The organism is Agathobacter ruminis (assembly GCF_002735305.1).
Classification (GTDB): domain Bacteria; phylum Bacillota; class Clostridia; order Lachnospirales; family Lachnospiraceae; genus Roseburia; species Roseburia ruminis.
Window position 1 is genome coordinate 19378 of the sequence record NZ_PDYG01000014.1, and the last position, 17242, is coordinate 36619.

At 47.7% G+C, this 17242-nt stretch carries 17 protein-coding genes; all 17 read left to right on the plus strand.

Annotation, left to right across the window (positions count from 1 at the left end):
* The first annotated feature begins 12 nt into the window (after nt 1–12).
* Nucleotides 13–834 (plus strand): ribosome biogenesis GTP-binding protein YihA/YsxC, encoded by an 822-nt coding sequence (gene yihA / locus CSX02_RS03980; protein ID WP_099385722.1) that lies wholly within the window; start codon nt 13–15, stop codon nt 832–834.
* A gap of 18 nt (nt 835–852) precedes the next feature.
* On the plus strand, nt 853–1785 hold the full coding sequence (locus tag CSX02_RS03985) for a metal ABC transporter substrate-binding protein (RefSeq protein ID WP_099385723.1): 933 nt from the start codon (nt 853–855) through the stop codon (nt 1783–1785).
* On the plus strand, nt 1782–2615 hold the full coding sequence (locus CSX02_RS03990) for a metal ABC transporter ATP-binding protein (RefSeq protein WP_099385724.1): 834 nt from the start codon (nt 1782–1784) through the stop codon (nt 2613–2615). The genes CSX02_RS03985 and CSX02_RS03990 overlap by 4 nt, the downstream gene beginning before the upstream one ends.
* Nucleotides 2616–2617: 2 nt before the next feature.
* A complete protein-coding gene (locus tag CSX02_RS03995; RefSeq protein WP_099385725.1) occupies nt 2618–3427 on the plus strand; it encodes a metal ABC transporter permease in 810 nt (269 codons plus the stop codon).
* Between the two features lie 39 nt (nt 3428–3466).
* Complete coding sequence (locus CSX02_RS04000) at nt 3467–3898, plus strand: hypothetical protein (protein WP_207653747.1); 432 nt, start codon at nt 3467–3469, stop codon at nt 3896–3898.
* 8 nt (nt 3899–3906) lie between these two features.
* Nucleotides 3907–4938, plus strand: a complete 1032-nt coding sequence (locus CSX02_RS04005; protein ID WP_099385726.1) for a hypothetical protein — start codon at nt 3907–3909, stop codon at nt 4936–4938.
* Between the two features lie 63 nt (nt 4939–5001).
* A complete protein-coding gene (cdaA, locus tag CSX02_RS04010; protein WP_099385727.1) occupies nt 5002–5910 on the plus strand; it encodes a diadenylate cyclase CdaA in 909 nt (302 codons plus the stop codon).
* Nucleotides 5876–7213: a CdaR family protein gene (locus tag CSX02_RS04015; protein WP_189281330.1), complete on the plus strand. Its 1338-nt coding sequence runs from the start codon at nt 5876–5878 to the stop codon at nt 7211–7213. The genes cdaA and CSX02_RS04015 overlap by 35 nt, the downstream gene beginning before the upstream one ends.
* Before the next feature lie 25 nt (nt 7214–7238).
* The gene (locus tag CSX02_RS04020) at nt 7239–7505 is read left to right on the plus strand and encodes an HPr family phosphocarrier protein (RefSeq protein ID WP_031544549.1); all 267 of its coding nucleotides are present in this window, start codon (nt 7239–7241) and stop codon (nt 7503–7505) included.
* A 14-nt stretch (nt 7506–7519) separates the two neighbouring features.
* The gene (locus tag CSX02_RS04025) at nt 7520–8881 is read left to right on the plus strand and encodes an exopolysaccharide biosynthesis polyprenyl glycosylphosphotransferase (protein WP_031544552.1); all 1362 of its coding nucleotides are present in this window, start codon (nt 7520–7522) and stop codon (nt 8879–8881) included.
* 3 nt (nt 8882–8884) lie between these two features.
* The gene (locus CSX02_RS04030; RefSeq protein ID WP_099385729.1) at nt 8885–9907 is read left to right on the plus strand and encodes a glycosyltransferase family 2 protein; all 1023 of its coding nucleotides are present in this window, start codon (nt 8885–8887) and stop codon (nt 9905–9907) included.
* A gap of 24 nt (nt 9908–9931) precedes the next feature.
* A complete protein-coding gene (locus CSX02_RS04035; RefSeq protein WP_143248128.1) occupies nt 9932–11185 on the plus strand; it encodes a glycosyltransferase family 4 protein in 1254 nt (417 codons plus the stop codon).
* A complete protein-coding gene (locus tag CSX02_RS04040; protein WP_099385731.1) occupies nt 11158–12255 on the plus strand; it encodes a glycosyltransferase in 1098 nt (365 codons plus the stop codon). The genes CSX02_RS04035 and CSX02_RS04040 overlap by 28 nt, the downstream gene beginning before the upstream one ends.
* Nucleotides 12236–13795: an LVIVD repeat-containing protein gene (locus tag CSX02_RS04045; RefSeq protein ID WP_099385732.1), complete on the plus strand. Its 1560-nt coding sequence runs from the start codon at nt 12236–12238 to the stop codon at nt 13793–13795. The genes CSX02_RS04040 and CSX02_RS04045 overlap by 20 nt, the downstream gene beginning before the upstream one ends.
* Before the next feature lie 3 nt (nt 13796–13798).
* A complete protein-coding gene (locus CSX02_RS04050) occupies nt 13799–15001 on the plus strand; it encodes a hypothetical protein (protein ID WP_099385733.1) in 1203 nt (400 codons plus the stop codon).
* Nucleotides 14985–16415, plus strand: a complete 1431-nt coding sequence (locus CSX02_RS04055) for a sugar transferase (protein WP_189281332.1) — start codon at nt 14985–14987, stop codon at nt 16413–16415. The genes CSX02_RS04050 and CSX02_RS04055 overlap by 17 nt, the downstream gene beginning before the upstream one ends.
* Before the next feature lie 11 nt (nt 16416–16426).
* A complete protein-coding gene (locus tag CSX02_RS04060) occupies nt 16427–17233 on the plus strand; it encodes an ABC transporter permease (protein ID WP_099385735.1) in 807 nt (268 codons plus the stop codon).
* Nucleotides 17234–17242: the final 9 nt, after the last annotated feature.

Below are 17242 nucleotides of genomic sequence, written 5' to 3' on the forward strand. Positions count from 1 at the left end.
AGGAAAATTTTTATGATAATCAGAAGTGCTGATCTTGAAATCGTTTGTGGCATTACAAGTGAAATCCCGGATACCGATTATCCGGAGATTGCTTTTGCGGGCAAATCGAATGTCGGTAAATCATCACTGATCAATACACTTTTAAACCGCAAAGGTCTCGCGCGTACCTCTTCCCAGCCGGGAAAGACGCAGACCATCAATTTTTATAATATCAATCAGACCATGTATCTGGTCGATTTGCCGGGCTATGGCTATGCGACCGCAAGCGTCGAGATCAAGGCGCAGTGGGGCAAGATGATTGAGCGCTATCTGCATACATCCAAGCAGCTGCTTGCAGTATTTTTGCTGATTGATGTGCGCCATGAGCCGTCCGACAACGACTGCCTAATGTATCAGTGGATGCTCGAACAGGGCTATTCACCGGTCATCATTGCAACCAAAATGGACAAGATTTCGCGTGGCGAGCTTGACCGCAATATTGCGCGCATGCGCAAAGTGCTGGGCACGAAGGAAGATACCGTGATCCTGCCGTTTTCCGCACAGACAAAGCAGGGCACGGAAGAAATCTGGCGTCTCATGGAGACCCTCGCATTCGGTGCTCCGCTTGAGGAGGAGACCCGCGCGCAGCAACAGGCAAGAATCGCACATGAGAAGCAGGTGGCAGAGCAAAAAGCAATCGCTGATGCGCAGGCACGTGGCGAAGAATATGCGCCAAAGAAAGAACGCTGGAAAAAGACCGGTCATCCGGTTGCAAAAAAGACAGCGCAAAAGCACCAGGCAAAGAAGGCGGCCAAGCATAAGGCGCTTGGCAAGAATCCAAACAAGCGTAAATAGGAAAAGGGAAATAGAAGAATGAAAACCAGAACTTATGTGGCTTTGATGCTGACCGTAATCCTGATTCTATCGGTTGGCCTGACAGCACTTTATGTGCATATGGAGCAAAAAACAACAGACAAAGAGGACGCAACTGTTTCGATCGTAACCTCTTTTTATCCGCTTTATACTCTTGCCTTGAATCTGACAAAAGATGTGCAAGAAGTGCAGGTGGTCAATATGAGTGAGCCACAGACCGGCTGTCTGCACGACTATCAGATGACACCGGAAGATATGCGACTGCTTTCGACGGCGGATATCTTTTTGGTCAACGGTGGCGGAATCGAATCCTTTCTCCCTGATGTACAGGAGGAATACACGGATTTGAACATCATTACCGCAACATCAAAACTTGATTTAATTTCGGAAGAAGATGATCATAGCCTGAATGCCCATGCGTGGATGAGTGTCACAAACTATCGCATGATGGTGCAGTATGTGGCGGAGGAACTCGCAAAGGTCGATTCGGATCATGCGAAGGAATATATGGCAAACGCACAAGTCTATGATACCAAACTGGCGCAGCTGTCCTTGACAGAAGAACAATTGAAAAAACAGCTGAATGAAGCACGGGTACCGGTTGTGATATTCCATGAAGCCTTTGCATATCTGGCAAACGAGCTTGGGTGGGATGTGAAATACTGCCTCGACCTCGATGAGGAGCGGCAGCTGTCTGCCGGTGAAGTGGCAGAGACATTGGATATGATTCACGGTACCGGAACGCGTTTTATCCTGGCAGAGGCTACGTACGGCAGTGATATGGGCAAAACCGCGGAAGAGGAGACCAACGCAATCGTCTTTTATCTGAATCCTCTTACCAGAGCAGGGGATTATGAGGGCGACCCGGCCGACTATTATCTGGTTGAAATGCAAAAGAATCTGCAATTGATTATTCAAGAGGTAAACGAATGAAAAAAATCATCAAAGCCTGTGGCTTTCATTGTATCAAAGTGAATCATCTCGGCGTATCGTTCGGTGAACAGGTCGTACTTGAGGATGTCAATCTGCATGTCCACTGCAATTCACTGATGGCCATTGTCGGCAAGAATGGCGCGGGCAAGTCCACACTCGTGCGGGCACTGCTCGGAGATGTGCCTTACACCGGCAATATCGAATTTCGAGATACGAAAGACGGCCACATGGAAAAACTTAAAATCGGATATGTTCCGCAAAAATTAAATGTAGATAAAAATACGCCGCTCTCGGTCTATGATCTCATCGCGAGCTATCAGTTCCGCTTCCCGATTTTTTTGGCAAAGCGGCGAAACCTGTATCAGCAGATCAAAGAAGCGCTGGCAGTATTCGAAGCAGAGGACTTGATCGACCGTCAGGTCTGCAATCTTTCCGGAGGCCAGATGCAGCGCGTACTGCTGTCGATGGCTTTTATGGATGAACCGCATCTGCTTTTGCTGGATGAGCCGGTATCCGGTGTAGACCAGACGGGAATGGATCTGTTTTACAAGACCATCACCCGCATCAAAGAACAATACGATCTTGCAATCATTCTGATTTCGCATGATATGGATTATGTACGCAAATATGCGGATCAGGTGGTCCTGCTCGACAAGACCGTCCTTGCATCCGGCACACCGCATGAGCTCTATGCGCGCCCGGAATTCATCGCAATCTTTGGCGAGCATGCAGGCGGAGCACAGACCGTTGCCCATGAGACACACAGCCGTCCAATTGTCGAGTACAAACCATATGATGCAAGTTATCACGGCAAAGGAGGTACGAAATAGACATGGATATTCTGACAATGTTTGACTACTCCTTTATGCGGATGGCATTTTTGGCCATCCTGATCATCACGCCATTGTTCGGATTGCTTGGTACGATGATTGTCAACAAAAAGATGGCGTATTTCTCGGATGCGCTCGGACACAGCGCCCTGACGGGCATCGCAGTCGGTGTCATCTGCGGAATGCATGACACGACCCTTTCGATGATTCTGTTCGCCATCGTATTTGCGCTGCTGCTCAACTGGATCAATGCGAAAGCATTTGCCTCCACCGACACCGTCATCTCGGTGTTCTCCAGCTGTGCCATCGCCATCGGACTTGCAATTTTGTCGCGCGGTGGCAGCTTCAGCCAGTACTCCGGCATCCTTGTCGGCGATGTGCTTAGCATAACAATGCCTGAAGTAACAGGGCTGTTTGTCGTTTTTATCATCACGATTATATTTTATCTGATTTGTTATAATGCCATCAGTGCCATTGCAGTCAGCCCGATTCTGGCCAGAAGCCGTCACATTCGCGTCTACTTGTTGGAGAGTCTGTTTTCCGTGCTCGTAGCAGTCATTGTGACAGTTTCCATCAAATGGGTCGGTATCCTGATTATCAATGCACTTCTCATTCTGCCGGCGGCCTCAGCCCGCAATGTGTCGCAGAATGCGCGTTCCTACAGTGCGTATGCGGTCATCTTTGCGATGTTTTCCGGCATTGTGGGTCTCTTTGTCAGCTACTTTACCAATGTGGCCACAGGCCCGATGATTGTCATCATCGCCAGTGCCATCTACTTTGGCACCCTGCTTCGCCCATTCCGGGATGCGTAGTGTTTGCAAAAGACGCTAGGTATGGTATAATTCATAAGAATGTACAACTATGCTTTGGGAGACGATTTTATGCTCAACGAAGAACGAATCAAAGAACAATATCAGCTTGCATTATTGGACCGGAAAGAAGGAAAAACACTCGAGAACCATCGTGTTTTTTATCGCGGTGATTATATCTCCAAGGAGTTGTTGAAAAGTTTCTTTTCCGGCACCATTTTTTTTATGGCTGTGACTTTTTTGATGCTGTGTAGTGATCTGGACCGGCTGATGATCGAAGTGAATAAAATAGACTATGAGGTATTCGCCATGCAATTTGTCGCAATTTATCTGGCATTCATCTCGGTTTATCTCATCATCACTTATGTGATTTATGCCCTGCGCTATGAAAAGCAGAAGCATAAGGTCAAGATTTATCGCAATCATTTGAAAAAGCTCAATAAGCTCTATGCTAAGGATGAGAAAGATAAGTAGGAGGATTTATGACCAAATTACTTGAAATGAAGGACTCGCTGATTCGTATTTATGCGAAGTTTGACTCCTATATCAATATGGGACTGAAATTTATACTTGCGCTGGTGATGCTGCTTGTAATCAAAAACGGCGTCGGCTATATGGACAGAATCGGTTCGCTGCCGATCAGCCTGGTGCTCGCATTGATTTGCTGCCTGCTTCCAATGTCGGCGACATTGTGGGTCGGAGCACTGGTGGTGCTGCTGAATCTGTATGCCCTTTCCATCGAAGTGGCTCTTGTCGGTGCAGCATTGTTTTTGGCAATCTATCTCATTTATTTCCGTTTTTGTCCGAAGGACAATGTGGTAGCATTGCTCACCCCGATTCTCGCACGCTTTGGAATCCCATATGTGCTTCCGGCGGTCGGAGGACTCCTTCGTCCGGTTTACAGTGCGCTGTCAATCGCATGCGGAACCGTCGTATATTACTTCCTCGACGGAGTGCGTCAGAATGCGTCGACCGTGCTTGCACCGGTCAGCGGAGCGACCAGCTCGGAGAGACTGAAAGTATTGGTTGGTCTTCTTGCCGACAACAAAGAAATGTATGCAGTGCTTGCGGCACTGGTGCTTAGTACACTGGTCATTTTCTTTGTGCGTCGTCTGAAAATCGATTATGCATGGACCATCGCTTTATTTGCGGGTCTGATTATACAGATTGTTGTTTATGTCGTAGTCAGCCTTGCGCTGTCTGTGGCACCTGATATTCTGATGCTGATCATCGGCAGTGTGCTCGGTGGTGCAATCGGAACGGTATTGCAGTTCTTCTGCATGAATCTCGACTATGAGAGAGTGGAGCGCGTGCAATACGAAGATGATGAATATTATTATCATGTGACTGCGATTCCAAAGCGCACGGTGGCAGCCAAGGAAAAGCAAATCAAACAATTTGGAAATACAGGCCGTATGCCTCGTGTTTCACAGACGCCGACCGGCGATACGACGGTACTCGACCGCAAAGCACTTGCACAGGAACTCGATATTGATGAGGACCTGCTCAAATAAAAAAGAACAACAAAAAGAACAACAAAAAGAACAAAATGAAATCAGAAAGGAGGAAAGGCATACATGCTCACAAAACTGCATGGTCTGTTGAATAGTTTTTTGGAAAAAGCATCGCTCTTTGTCGGCGTGCCGGATATTGACATCAGTGTGATTGACGTCATCGAGATGCTGATTATCGCCTTCCTCGTCTATCATTTTTTGATCTGGATCAAGACGACCCGCGCATGGAATCTGTTTAAGGGTATCCTTGTGATTCTCGCTTTTGTACTGATTGCGGCCATCTTCCAGATGAATACGATTCTGTGGATTGCACAGAATACCTTATCGGTTGGTTTGATCGCACTCGTAGTTATTTTCCAGCCGGAACTGCGCAAAGCACTTGAGAGCCTCGGCAACCGAAAGCTCTTCGGACGCATCTTTGACATGAGCCGTGAAGAACGCGCCAAATTCACCGACAAGACCATCGATGAACTGATCCGCGCCAGCTATGCCATGGGCAAAGAAAAGACAGGTGCTTTGATTGTAATCGAAGACGAAATCCTTTTGACGGAATACATTCGCACCGGAATCGATGTGGATGCACTTTTGACGAGTCAATTGTTGATCAATATATTTGAAAAGAACACACCGCTCCATGACGGTGCGGTCATTGTGCGCGGAGACCGCGTGCTTGCGGCGACCTGTTATCTGCCGCTTTCGGACAGCGTCTCCATCAGCAAGGATCTGGGAACCCGCCATCGTGCGGCAATCGGTATCAGCGAAGCAAGCGATTCCATGACCATCATAGTCTCAGAGGAAACCGGAAAGGTATCGCTCGCTTATCATGGTGCCATTTACCATGACATTGAGCAGGATTTCCTTCGCGCGAAGCTGACCTTCCTGCAGAGCCACAATTATGAAGCGCGCGGATTTGAATTATTCAAGAGGAGGAAAAAGAATGGGAAAGAAAATTCTAAGAACTCTGACGAATAATATCTGGTACAAGATTCTGGCGCTGTTTCTGGCCTTTATCCTCTGGCTCGTCGTTTATAACATCGACGACCCGAATGTGACCAAGACATTTACGGCCTCCGTCAAAATCGAAAACGGAGAGTCATTGCTAAATCAGAAATTGTATTACGAAGTCATTGACGGCACGAGCGTCAAGGTGGCCATCACCGGCAAGCGAAGTGTCATCCAGAATATCGATGACTCCGATATCACCGCAACGGCAGACTTAAGCCGTGCAGAGCTGGCAAAGGACCGCAAGAGTGCGACCGTTTCGCTTGAATTCATGAGCAGTCGCAGCAATTCACTTTTGACATTCAATTCGACCAGTGCGGTCATTCATCTGTCTATCGAGGATTATGTGAAGCAGACATTTAAGGTGGAAGCGGAAGTCACAGGAACACCTGCGGAAGGCTATGCGACCAACAGTGAGCATGCGCATGTGGTTACCCCGACGATGATGACGGTATCGGGACCGGCCAGCGTGGTCAATGAAATCGCCAGCTGCAAAGCCATCATCGATGTCAGCGGACTGGGCGGACAGGGTATGGATACCATCCGCGATAACGCGATTCCGGAAGTATATGATTCGGAAGGAAACAAGATTGACGCAAGCAAACTGACATTCTCAAGCTCCCGCGTATCCGTGGAAGTCGAGATTATGAATACCAAGACCGTTCCTGTGAAGTTCAATACCACAGGGACACCTGCAGATGATTTGAATGTCATCGGTATTCAGCAGAATGTAAACGAAGTGGAAATCCAGGGCTCAGCAGCAGCCTTGAATCTGGTCAGCGCAATCGAAGTGCCGGGTGAGGTACTCAATGTGGATGGCGCATCCGCCAGCTTCTCGACGACGGTCGACATTTCGGAATATCTGCCGGAAGGCGTATCGCTCGTACAGCCGTCCCAGGCACAGATTACCGTAACCGTCGAAATCGAGGAATATGAAGAAAAAGAATTTACAATCAACACCGCAGATCTGACAGTGACCGGACTCGATCCGAACCTGGAAATGGCCTTTACCGATGCGACCATCACGGTCAAGGTAAGCGGCAAGAGCTCCGATCTGGCCAATCTGACAGCTGCGATGTTGTCCGGTACCATCAATGTTGACGGCATGACTGCAGGCCCGCATACGGCGACCATCAGTTTTGACCTTGACAGCGATTACAAGATTGCCAAAGCGACCGTCACCTTCACATTAAAAGAGAAGCAAAACGGTGACGATCCGGACAACAGTGACAATCAGGGTGATTCCGAAAATGACGGAAACACGACAGAATAATATACTCTAAGGAGATTTTTGGAACATGGTAAAGCAAGATGTAAAAATATCAAATCCAACCGGATTGCATTTGCGCCCGGCAGGAAACCTCTGCAAAGAGGCAATGAAATTTAAATGCAAAGTCACATTTGAATATGACGGAGACAACTCCGCCAATGCCAAGAGCGTGTTATCCGTACTTGGCGCCTGCATCAAGAGCGGGACAACCATCACTCTCTGCTGTGACGGAGAGGACGAAGAGATTGCACTCAGTGCCCTTGTCGCATATATCGAGAGCGGCCTCGGAGAATAGAAAGGTAACAAATCATGAAAGAACAATATAAGCATTTGCTGAATTTTGTGGCAAATCTCATCACGCTGGGATTTCACGGCGTGATGTTTGCGATTGTTTGGTACAATTATTATGCAAACTGGGTGAGTGAGAACCCAATCGTGCCGTTCTTCCGTCGAGGAAACTGGGCAATCATCGGCCTGTATGTGCTGATTGTATTCTTCTTTACAAAGGTGCTTGGTGGCTACCGCGTCGGATATGTGCGTGTAGGAGACATCATTCTCTCCTGTGTGCTCGCTCTCGTAATGGCCAATGTGGTCGCTTATTTCGAGCTGTGTCTGGTATGGCGTGATTATGTCGATGCCATTCCGCTTGCCGATGTGGCGGGAATCGAGATTTGCTTTTCGATTCTTTGGAATCTGATTGTCCGTAAAGTATACAAATCCATGTACCCTCCGCGCCAGATGATATTGGTATACGGTGATTACTCCCCGAGTGATCTGATTGCCAAGATCAACGGTCGCAGAGACAAATACAACATCTGCGCGACCATCAGCTACCGTGAATTGGGATTCGTGGAAATCTGCAAGGAAATCCAAAAATTTCAGGCCGTGGTCTTAAACGACCTGCCGGGCGAGGTGCGCAATGATTTGCTCAAATTCTGTTATGAGCGGGGCATCCGTGTTTACTGTACGCCGAAGATTTCGGATATTATGTTCCGCGCTGCAGATGACATTCATTTGTTTGACACACCGCTGTATCTCTTCCGCAATCAGGGACTGACCATCGACCAGCGCTTCGTCAAGCGTATCATGGACATTGTGATTTCCCTTGTGGGAATTGTCATTGCCTCTCCGTTTATGCTCCTGATTGCATTATGCATCAAGCTGTATGACCGCGGACCGGTCTTTTATACGCAGGAGCGCCTGACAAGGGACGGCAAGATTTTTAAGATTTTGAAATTCCGCAGTATGAAGGTGGCAAAGCCGGATGACGAAGCGCATATCACGATGAAGGATGATGACCGCGTCACCCCGATCGGCAAGATTATCCGCAATATTCATTTTGACGAGCTGCCACAGTTGTTTAATATTTTGATTGGAGAAATGTCTTTCGTCGGTCCGAGACCAGAGTGGAAGATGACAACCGACCAGTATACGGAGTCCGTGCCGGAATTCAAATTCCGATTAAAAGTCAAAGCAGGACTGACCGGATATGCACAGGTTTTTGGGAAGTATAATACGACACCATACGACAAAGTAAAGCTTGATTTAACATATATCGAAAACTACTCCGTATGGCTTGATATCAAGATTATTCTTTTGACCATCAAGATTTTGTTCCAAAAAGAAAATACAGAGGGAATTGACAGCAATCAAACGACTGCTCTTAAATAAAACATGAAAATTTTAACTTTAATTTTACCAACTTACAATGCACAGAAGTTTCTGGATAAAGGGCTTACATCAATGATTTTGCCTGCTGAGTGGATGGAGAAGCTGGAGGTCATCGTGGTCAACGATGGCTCAAGCGACAACTCCGCCGAGGTGGCACAGCAATATGTCGACCGCTATCCGGGGACTTTTTGCATTTTAAACAAACAAAACGGCGGACACGGTTCCGGCATCAATGCCGGTGTCAAGGCCGCCAGAGGACGCTATTTCAAAGTGATTGACGCAGATGACTGGGTGGATACGGATGCACTGATGCAGACCATGCAGATCCTCGAACAGGAGCCACCGGTTGATGCGCTGATTCAAAGCTATCGCACGCATGATATCAGCACCAGCCCGGCTACGGTCAAGACCATCGCCGTCGCACCACCTTCGCAGGAGCAGACCGTATACAGTTTAGAGGAGCTGATGGACGGCCCGTATTGTACGAATTGCATGACCTTTCACGGCCTGACATACCGGACTGATTTTTATCGCAACCAGCATTATGATATGCCGGAGCATGTCTTTTATGAGGATCAGGAATATTCGACAATTCCACTTTGCAGAGCACAGACATTGCGTGTACTGGATCTGCCGTTGTATGAATATCGCATCGGTGATGTGAACCAGAGTGTATCAAGCGCCAGCATGCTTAAGCGACTCGATCATTTCCTGACGGTGGAACGCCGGATGCTTGCCTTTGAGCCGAATCTGATTGATTGTCCGGATGGCGCATACGCCTTTTGGGAACATAAGATGTCAAAGTTTTTGACTGACATCTATCGCGTGATGCTGATCCGCAGCAAGGATAAGCGCATTTATCGCAATGCGGCAGAGAACCTGACGCAGGAAGTGCGTAACGCATCGGAGTCGCTGTACCAGCGTATTCTACCGAAATATGAAATTTTTAAAAAGCTCAATCGGCTGCATGTGTCGGATCGCATGTTTACCTTCATGCTTCGACTGCGCAGACACAAATCCAATTAAGGGAACAAAACAGTGGTAGAAAATATGAAAGCAAAAAAAGTATGTATTATCTCGATGGGATATATGTGGTTCCCGGTGGAATCCGGGCCGTCGCGTTTCTTTCAGATCGCGCAGACCTTTGTAAACAGCGGTTATGAAGTGGAAGTCATCACAACCGACTTTCAGCATTTCAAAAAAGCAAAGCGCAATACGACACAGATTATGCAACAGAATTATCCGTTTGCAATCACCTTTATCGAGACCAAACCGTACAAGAAAAATGTCGGTGTACAGCGCGTAATCAGCAATCGCGGTGTAGCCAAGCGGTTGAAACAATATTTAAATCAGCATATAACAGAATACGATGCGGTTTACTGCAGTATCCCGGCCAACAATGTCGCGGCTGTCGCATCGGAAATCTGCAAGGCACATCAGGTGCCGTTCATCGTCGATATCGAGGATTTGTGGCCGGAGGCGATGAGTATGGTCGTCAAGAATGACAGACTGCGCAAAATCCTCTTTCACGGATTCCAGCGGGATGCCGAGACTACCTACCGCAATTGTGTGGCCGCAATCGGTACCTCCGAGGATTACACCGCGCGAGCAGTACAATACAACCATCGCGATTTGCCGATGGAGACGGTTTATGTCGGATGCAATCTGGCTGACTTCGACGGCGGTGTGGCGATTCATCAGCAGGAGGTCATCAAGCCGGACGATGAATTCTGGCTCACCTATGCCGGTTCCATCAGTACGAGCTATGACATCAAAAATGTCATCGACGCAGTCAGCCTTTGCAATCAGACGCTGGGAGAGAGCGCCGCTAAAAAGGTGCATCTGCAGATACTGGGTACCGGATCCGAGAAGGAGATGCTCGAAGCCTATGTAAAAGAACAGCATATGGAATATGTGCATTTCTGGGGCTTTACCGCATACCCGCGCATGGCAGCCGCATTGGCAAACAGTGATGTGGTGATCAACTCATTTGTCAAAGGGGCACCGCAAAGTATCGTAAACAAAGTCGGCGATTACCTTGCTTCGGGCAAGCCGATGATCAATACACTTGAGAATCCGGTTTTCTGCCGGCTGGTAGACAAATATCAATTCGGAATCAATGTGGAGCCGGGCAAACCGGAACCGTTAAAAGAAGCAATTTTGGAGTATTATCAGGATCAAAACGCTGCAGTACTTGCAGGTCGCAATGCGCGTCAGCTTGCCGAAACCAGGTTTGACCGCAAGACCAGCTATCAAAAGATTGTGGAGGTGACTTCATGCGCGATCGACGGAAAGTTCTGTTAATTGCTACAACGCCATTCTTAAATGACGGATTAACAAAAATTGAAATGGACGTGCTGAAATGTTTTGGGGATGAAATGGATTTTACGGTTGCCAGCCGGTTTGGCTATGGCAACGAAATCGGAACGGCATTGCTCAATGATTCAAGACTTCATTGTGTCACGCTGCCGCCCAAGAAGAGTCTGTTTCGCTATCAGCGCGAAATCAGAGACCTGGTCGAGGAGGGAGACTATGATGTAGTCTATATCCACGGCAACAGCCCGATGATGTATTTCGAGGCCAGTCCGGCCAGGAAAGCGGGCGCGAAACTTGTGGTGACACATTGTCATAATTCCAAATCCGACTTCCCGAGGCTGAGCCGGTTCCTGAAGAAGCGCTTCAACAGGAGCGTGGATGTCAAGATTGCGGTATCGCAGCTGGTGGCAGATTATGCTTACGACGGTCGTTCCGTCGTGACCATCTTAAACGGACCGGATATTTCAACATTCTCGTATGACGAGAAAAAGCGCGAAGACATCCGCAAAGAGCTCGGCTGGGAGAAGCAGTTTGTGGTCGGTCATGTCGGCCGCTTTACGGAGCAAAAAAACCATCGCAAGTTAATCGAAGTATTCGAAGCTCTGCATCGTCTGCGCGAGGATGCGAGACTCCTTTTGATCGGAGAAGGAGAGCTGGAAGCAGAGATTCGCGACCTGGTATATGAAAAGAATCTGAAAGAATGCGTCAACTTCTTTGGTGTAACCAAACAGGTTGCCGATTATTATAATGCCATGGATGTCATGGTGATGCCGAGTCTGCATGAAGGCCTCTGTCTGGTTGCAATGGAAGCACAGGCAAACGGACTGCCGCTTCTGATTGCGGATACCTTTGCGGAAGAGACACTTGCGACAGCAAGTGCCTACAGCATCGCATTGGATGCGCCGGCTGAGGAATGGGCAAAAGAAATTACTGAAAAAATGAACCTGAAGCGCCGTGACAATGCGGCGCAACTGAAAGAAAAGGGTCTCGACTGGACTGTCATGATGCAGACCATCGGTACCATTCTGGAAGGAAAGAGTGAATTTGCAAGAAGATAATAAGCAAAAAAAGCAACAATTGCATAAAATCTGGTTCGAGCTGGTACTGCTGGTGACGACACTCATTGTGGTAACCATTGTCTTTGTCGGCAGAGACCGGTTTGTATCCACATTTTTGAATCTCAAAGGGGATCATATTGTTGTTGCACAGGCAGGCGGGGCACCGAAGCTGTCCGGATATGGCAGTGTCTGTGTCAAAACAGATGATCTCGATGGCACAAACGGACGCTCCTCTTTACAGACGGAGGCGTCCATTGTCTGTCAGCCACAGGTTGCACTTGAACCGGGTGATTATTATATTCATCTGCAGGGACATACCGGAGATGAGACGGTACACAGCGGTGGTGCCCTGAAGGTGCTGATTGGAAATCAAAAGAAGACCTGTATTCTCTCCAATGAGGAGATGGAATATTATTTTTACCTGAATCTGTCAGAGCCGGTCACGGAGCTTTATATGAGCTGGTCCAATGACCAATCGATGCCGGTGATTTCGGATTTTCAGGTTATTAAATTAGTAGATGGGACAGATGTGTCTGCGCTGAAGCAGGGTGCATTTCATCCGAATGCAAAAGTCAAAAATGCTTCTTTGACGCAGGAGCAGTCTTTGTGCGAACTGGCAACCGATATGGTTGCTGCCGGCACGACACTCTATTATGCGACGGACAAATCGATTTATGCCTATGATGCCGCGACACAAAAGAGCAAACCGCAACTCGTGGCTACCATGTCGAATCCTGTCCTGCAATTACAATATGACAGCAAAAACAGCGAATTGATTGCTCTGCTTGAAAGCGGTGTTGCAACCGTATCGACGAAGAACGGTGCAATTGCAGAGCTCGGCGGTTATCATTTCAAAGGCGCGGTCAACGAGCTGACCATCGCGGGCAATCTGTGGTTTGCAGTCGAAGGGGAAGCCGGACTCGAAATCTTTTCAAGAGAAGGCAGCACGCTGACCAGACTATCCGCATTGCAGGAACAGTATGATTTTGCATTGCAGTCAGCAGTCTGTGTGGATGATTATTTATATATTTCAGCGGGAAGCCGTATTCTGATTTATGCGGTTGCAGATCCGTCACATCCGTATTATATGGGACGCATCACCACAGCCGGAGTGGTTGGCACGATGGAAGCCAAAGATGAGAAGCTTTATGTGGCAACCCAGCATGATGATGTAACCTCTGCGCGCGGATACGAAGGCGCACCGGGATATGGCAGCGGCTATGGACTGCTGGTCTATGATATCACGCAGCGGGATCTGCCGGTAGTCATCGACGGGTGGCGTATGGACGGTCTCGGAAACAAATCCTCCGGCCGCGTCGGCATCAAGACAGAGGGCAATCGTGTCTACCTGTCGCTCAAGGAATACGGCATTCATGCCCTGACCTTTGGATATGATGGGGTGGCGGATACCGATACCCTGATTCGACTGAAGGCACATCCGAAGGCCAAATTGACCAAAATCGTATCCTGCAACGGCAAGCTGTTTGTCATGGCACACGGCTTAGGCATCTTCGAAATGCAATATACGAAGGAGGACTAAGTCATGGAACAAAGACAAATCGCAAACCGGATTTATTATTTTGCTTATATCCTCGCACTGTTCAATGCCGTGATGGTGCGGTCGTTTTTCGCATCGCATTTCGGCAAATTCATCAGCATCAATTATCTGATTGTCTGGGGACTGATCGGATTGCGCGAGTTTGTATTGCTTTGCAAAAAGCAATATCACAAATATACATGGGTGATGCTGCTGCTTGCAGCGGCGCTTGCGCTTCTTGTCATCAAAAACCAGACACCTGCGGCGGCCATCGAATTTGCAACGATTATTCCGCTTGCCTATTCGGCACGCAATTTGGAATTCCGTACACTGGCAAAGATCACGGCCATTGTAGAGACCTGCCTTTTGGTATTTGTCATCGCCTGTGCACTGTTTGGTGTGATTGAGAATTATCGCATCGGGACCTATGATATCTACGGAATCGAAAGCACCTCCCGCGTGCGCTGTTATCTGGGATTTTTGGGACCACTGTTCCCATTGACCTTTTATCTGAATATCGAGATGATGATTGTCTATCTGACAAAAGGAAAGCTGCGCGCATGGCATGCGATTATGCTGCTCGCCGGCGCCTGTGCCATCTTTCTGGCGACAGAAGGCAGACTGTGCTTTCTACTTTCGGTGGCAACTGTCATCTTTGGATGGGGATATTCCCTGTGGTGTATGAGGACGCCGATACCGGAGGGCAGCAAAGCCGAACAGATCTGGCTTGGCATTGCAACCATCTTTTTCCCGGTGATGCTCGTATTCTCGGTAGCCGTATCCTATTTTTACAATGGAGAAATCGGCCTGCTTGCAAAAATCAACAGCCTGCTCGAGGGTCGTCTGCGCCTGGCGCATGACGGATTCACAAGTTTTGGTGTTTCCTTGCTGGGCAACCGCATCGAGATGTTCGGTCAGGGACTGAGCACGACGGGACAGGTACGCACCGCCGGTTACAACTGGGTGGACAATGCGTGGATGAACATCCTGTTTCGTTATGGCATATTGTTTACAGGCGCGGTATGTGCATTGTACAGCCGCCTGATGTATGCGCTTGCCAGAAAGCGCGATTATTTTACAATCGTATTGTTTTTGCTGATTGGCATGCAGATGCTGATCGACGACTGTAATCTGATGTATTACTGGAATGGATTGCTACTGATGCTGGCAATGTATTCTTTTGGAGGAAATGATGTATCGAAAGATTAATTCCGGATGGCTCAAACACTGGGATTTCGAGTTGTTTGACATCGTCTGTATGGAAATTGCACTGATTATTGCATATCTGTACCGCAAGCCGCAGAATCTGATGCAGATGTATATGCGCATCAGCCTGCTTCTGGTGCTCTTTGCGATTGCAGTCGATTTCTTTACCAAGAATTATGAAAATATCATACAGCGTACCAAATGGATTGAACTGTGGGCGGTCATCAAGCATATCACGATCATCCATATGGTACTCCTGATTTATATGTATCTGTCGCGCGAAATCGATGCGTTCTCACGAACCATCTTCCTGTTGTCGTGGGGAATCTCGATTTTCCTTTGCTATGGAGAGCGTGTGGTCTGGAAAAAGATTGTGCGTTACAATCTGACCAAAGAAAAGAACCAGGCCAATATGCTTTTGATCAGTGACAATGAGCGCGTGGCGGAATGCGTCAAATCCCTGCGCATCAAGCCGTACCGCGGCTTCAAAATCTGCGCGGTGGCACTGCTTCATGAGCAGCTGCCGGACGGACGCATCGATGCAAACATCCCGATTCTCTATGGCCGCGATGTCATGCTCGAATACATCCGTCAGAACGTCGTCGACGAAGTCTTCATCGATGCCTATCAGAGCAAGCAGGAATTAAGCGAGCTGACAGACATCTTCCTGAGCACGGGAATCACGGTTCATATCGGCACCGGATACCTGCCGAAAAACATGCCAAACCAGCTGATTGAAAAGATTGGTGCAGAGACCGCAATCACCACTTCACTGCAGGTGGCACAGGAGTGGAAATTGACAGTCAAACGATTAGTTGATATAATAGGTGGCTTGGTAGGAGTAATTTTTACAGGCATACTCTGCCTGTTCGTCGTACCTGCCATCAAGATCGTGGATCCGGGTCCGGTATTCTTCAAACAGAAGCGTGTCGGCAAGGGTGGACGCGTCTTTCATATATACAAATTCCGCACCATGTATGTGGATGCCGAAGCGCGTAAAGCGGAACTCATGGCGCAAAATGAGATGAAGGGTCTGATGTTCAAAATGGAAAATGACCCACGCATCATCGGAAGCGAAAAAGGACCGGGCAAAGGCCTCGGCAACTTCCTGCGCAAGACAAGCATCGACGAATTCCCACAGTTCGTCAACATCTTAAAAGGCGACATGAGCCTGGTAGGCACACGTCCGCCTACACTCTCGGAATACGAGCAGTACAGCCTGCACCACAAGGTGCGTCTGTCCATGAAACCGGGCCTGACCGGCATGTGGCAGGTCAGCGGTCGCAGCAATATCACAGACTTCGAGGAGGTCATCCGCCTCGATGAGAAGTATCTGCAGCGCTGGAGCCTGCGGCTGGATGTGAAGATTCTGTTTAAGACTGTGGGTGTTGTGCTAGGGAAAAGAGGATCAAAGTAGAGGTTAGAGTTTTGTTTAAAAGTTTATTATTTGTTTTAAAAGAAAATTATCAAAATCTATATCGTATTATCAGCATTGCAAAGTATGAATATCTGGCAACTTTGCGTGATTCTAAATTCGGTGTATTCTGGAGTTTTGCATCTCCTGCAATTCAGGTATTGACTTATTGGCTGGTATTTGGAATTGGAATGAGCAGAGGCAAACAGGATGGAATCGAATATTTGCCATGGGTCATTGTAGGATTCTCTGCATGGTGGTATATCAGTCCATGTATTACAGGTGGTTGTTCTGCAATTCACTCAAAAGCCAATATTATCTCGCGCATGAAATTCCCGGTTAGTATTCTTCCGGCAACGACCTGTGCCAAGGAACTGATCAATCATTTCTTTATGCTGATTATTGCGATTGTTGTGATTATCGCATATGGATTTACACCAAACATTTACTGGCTTGGTACACTTTATTATCTGGTATGTGCATTCATCTTTGTGTGGTCATTTACGATGATTTCATCTGTCATTACCATGCTCTGGAGAGATATGAAGACAATGGTTCGTTCGTTTATGAGACTACTTCTGTATATGTCGCCGGTGCTTTGGACCGCACGTTTTCGAAGCTTTCCAATGATGAATAAACTTATGAAATTAAATCCGATTTACTATATTGTACAGGGATATCGTGATAGTATGATTTTTTCTAAGCCAATCACTGCACATCCGCACCTTGCAATTTATTTTTGGGGTGTTTGCGCGTTGATGTTAATTGTTGGAAGTGCTTTAATGAATAAATTCCAGAAGCGCTTTGTAGATATGCTCTAAATAGGAAAA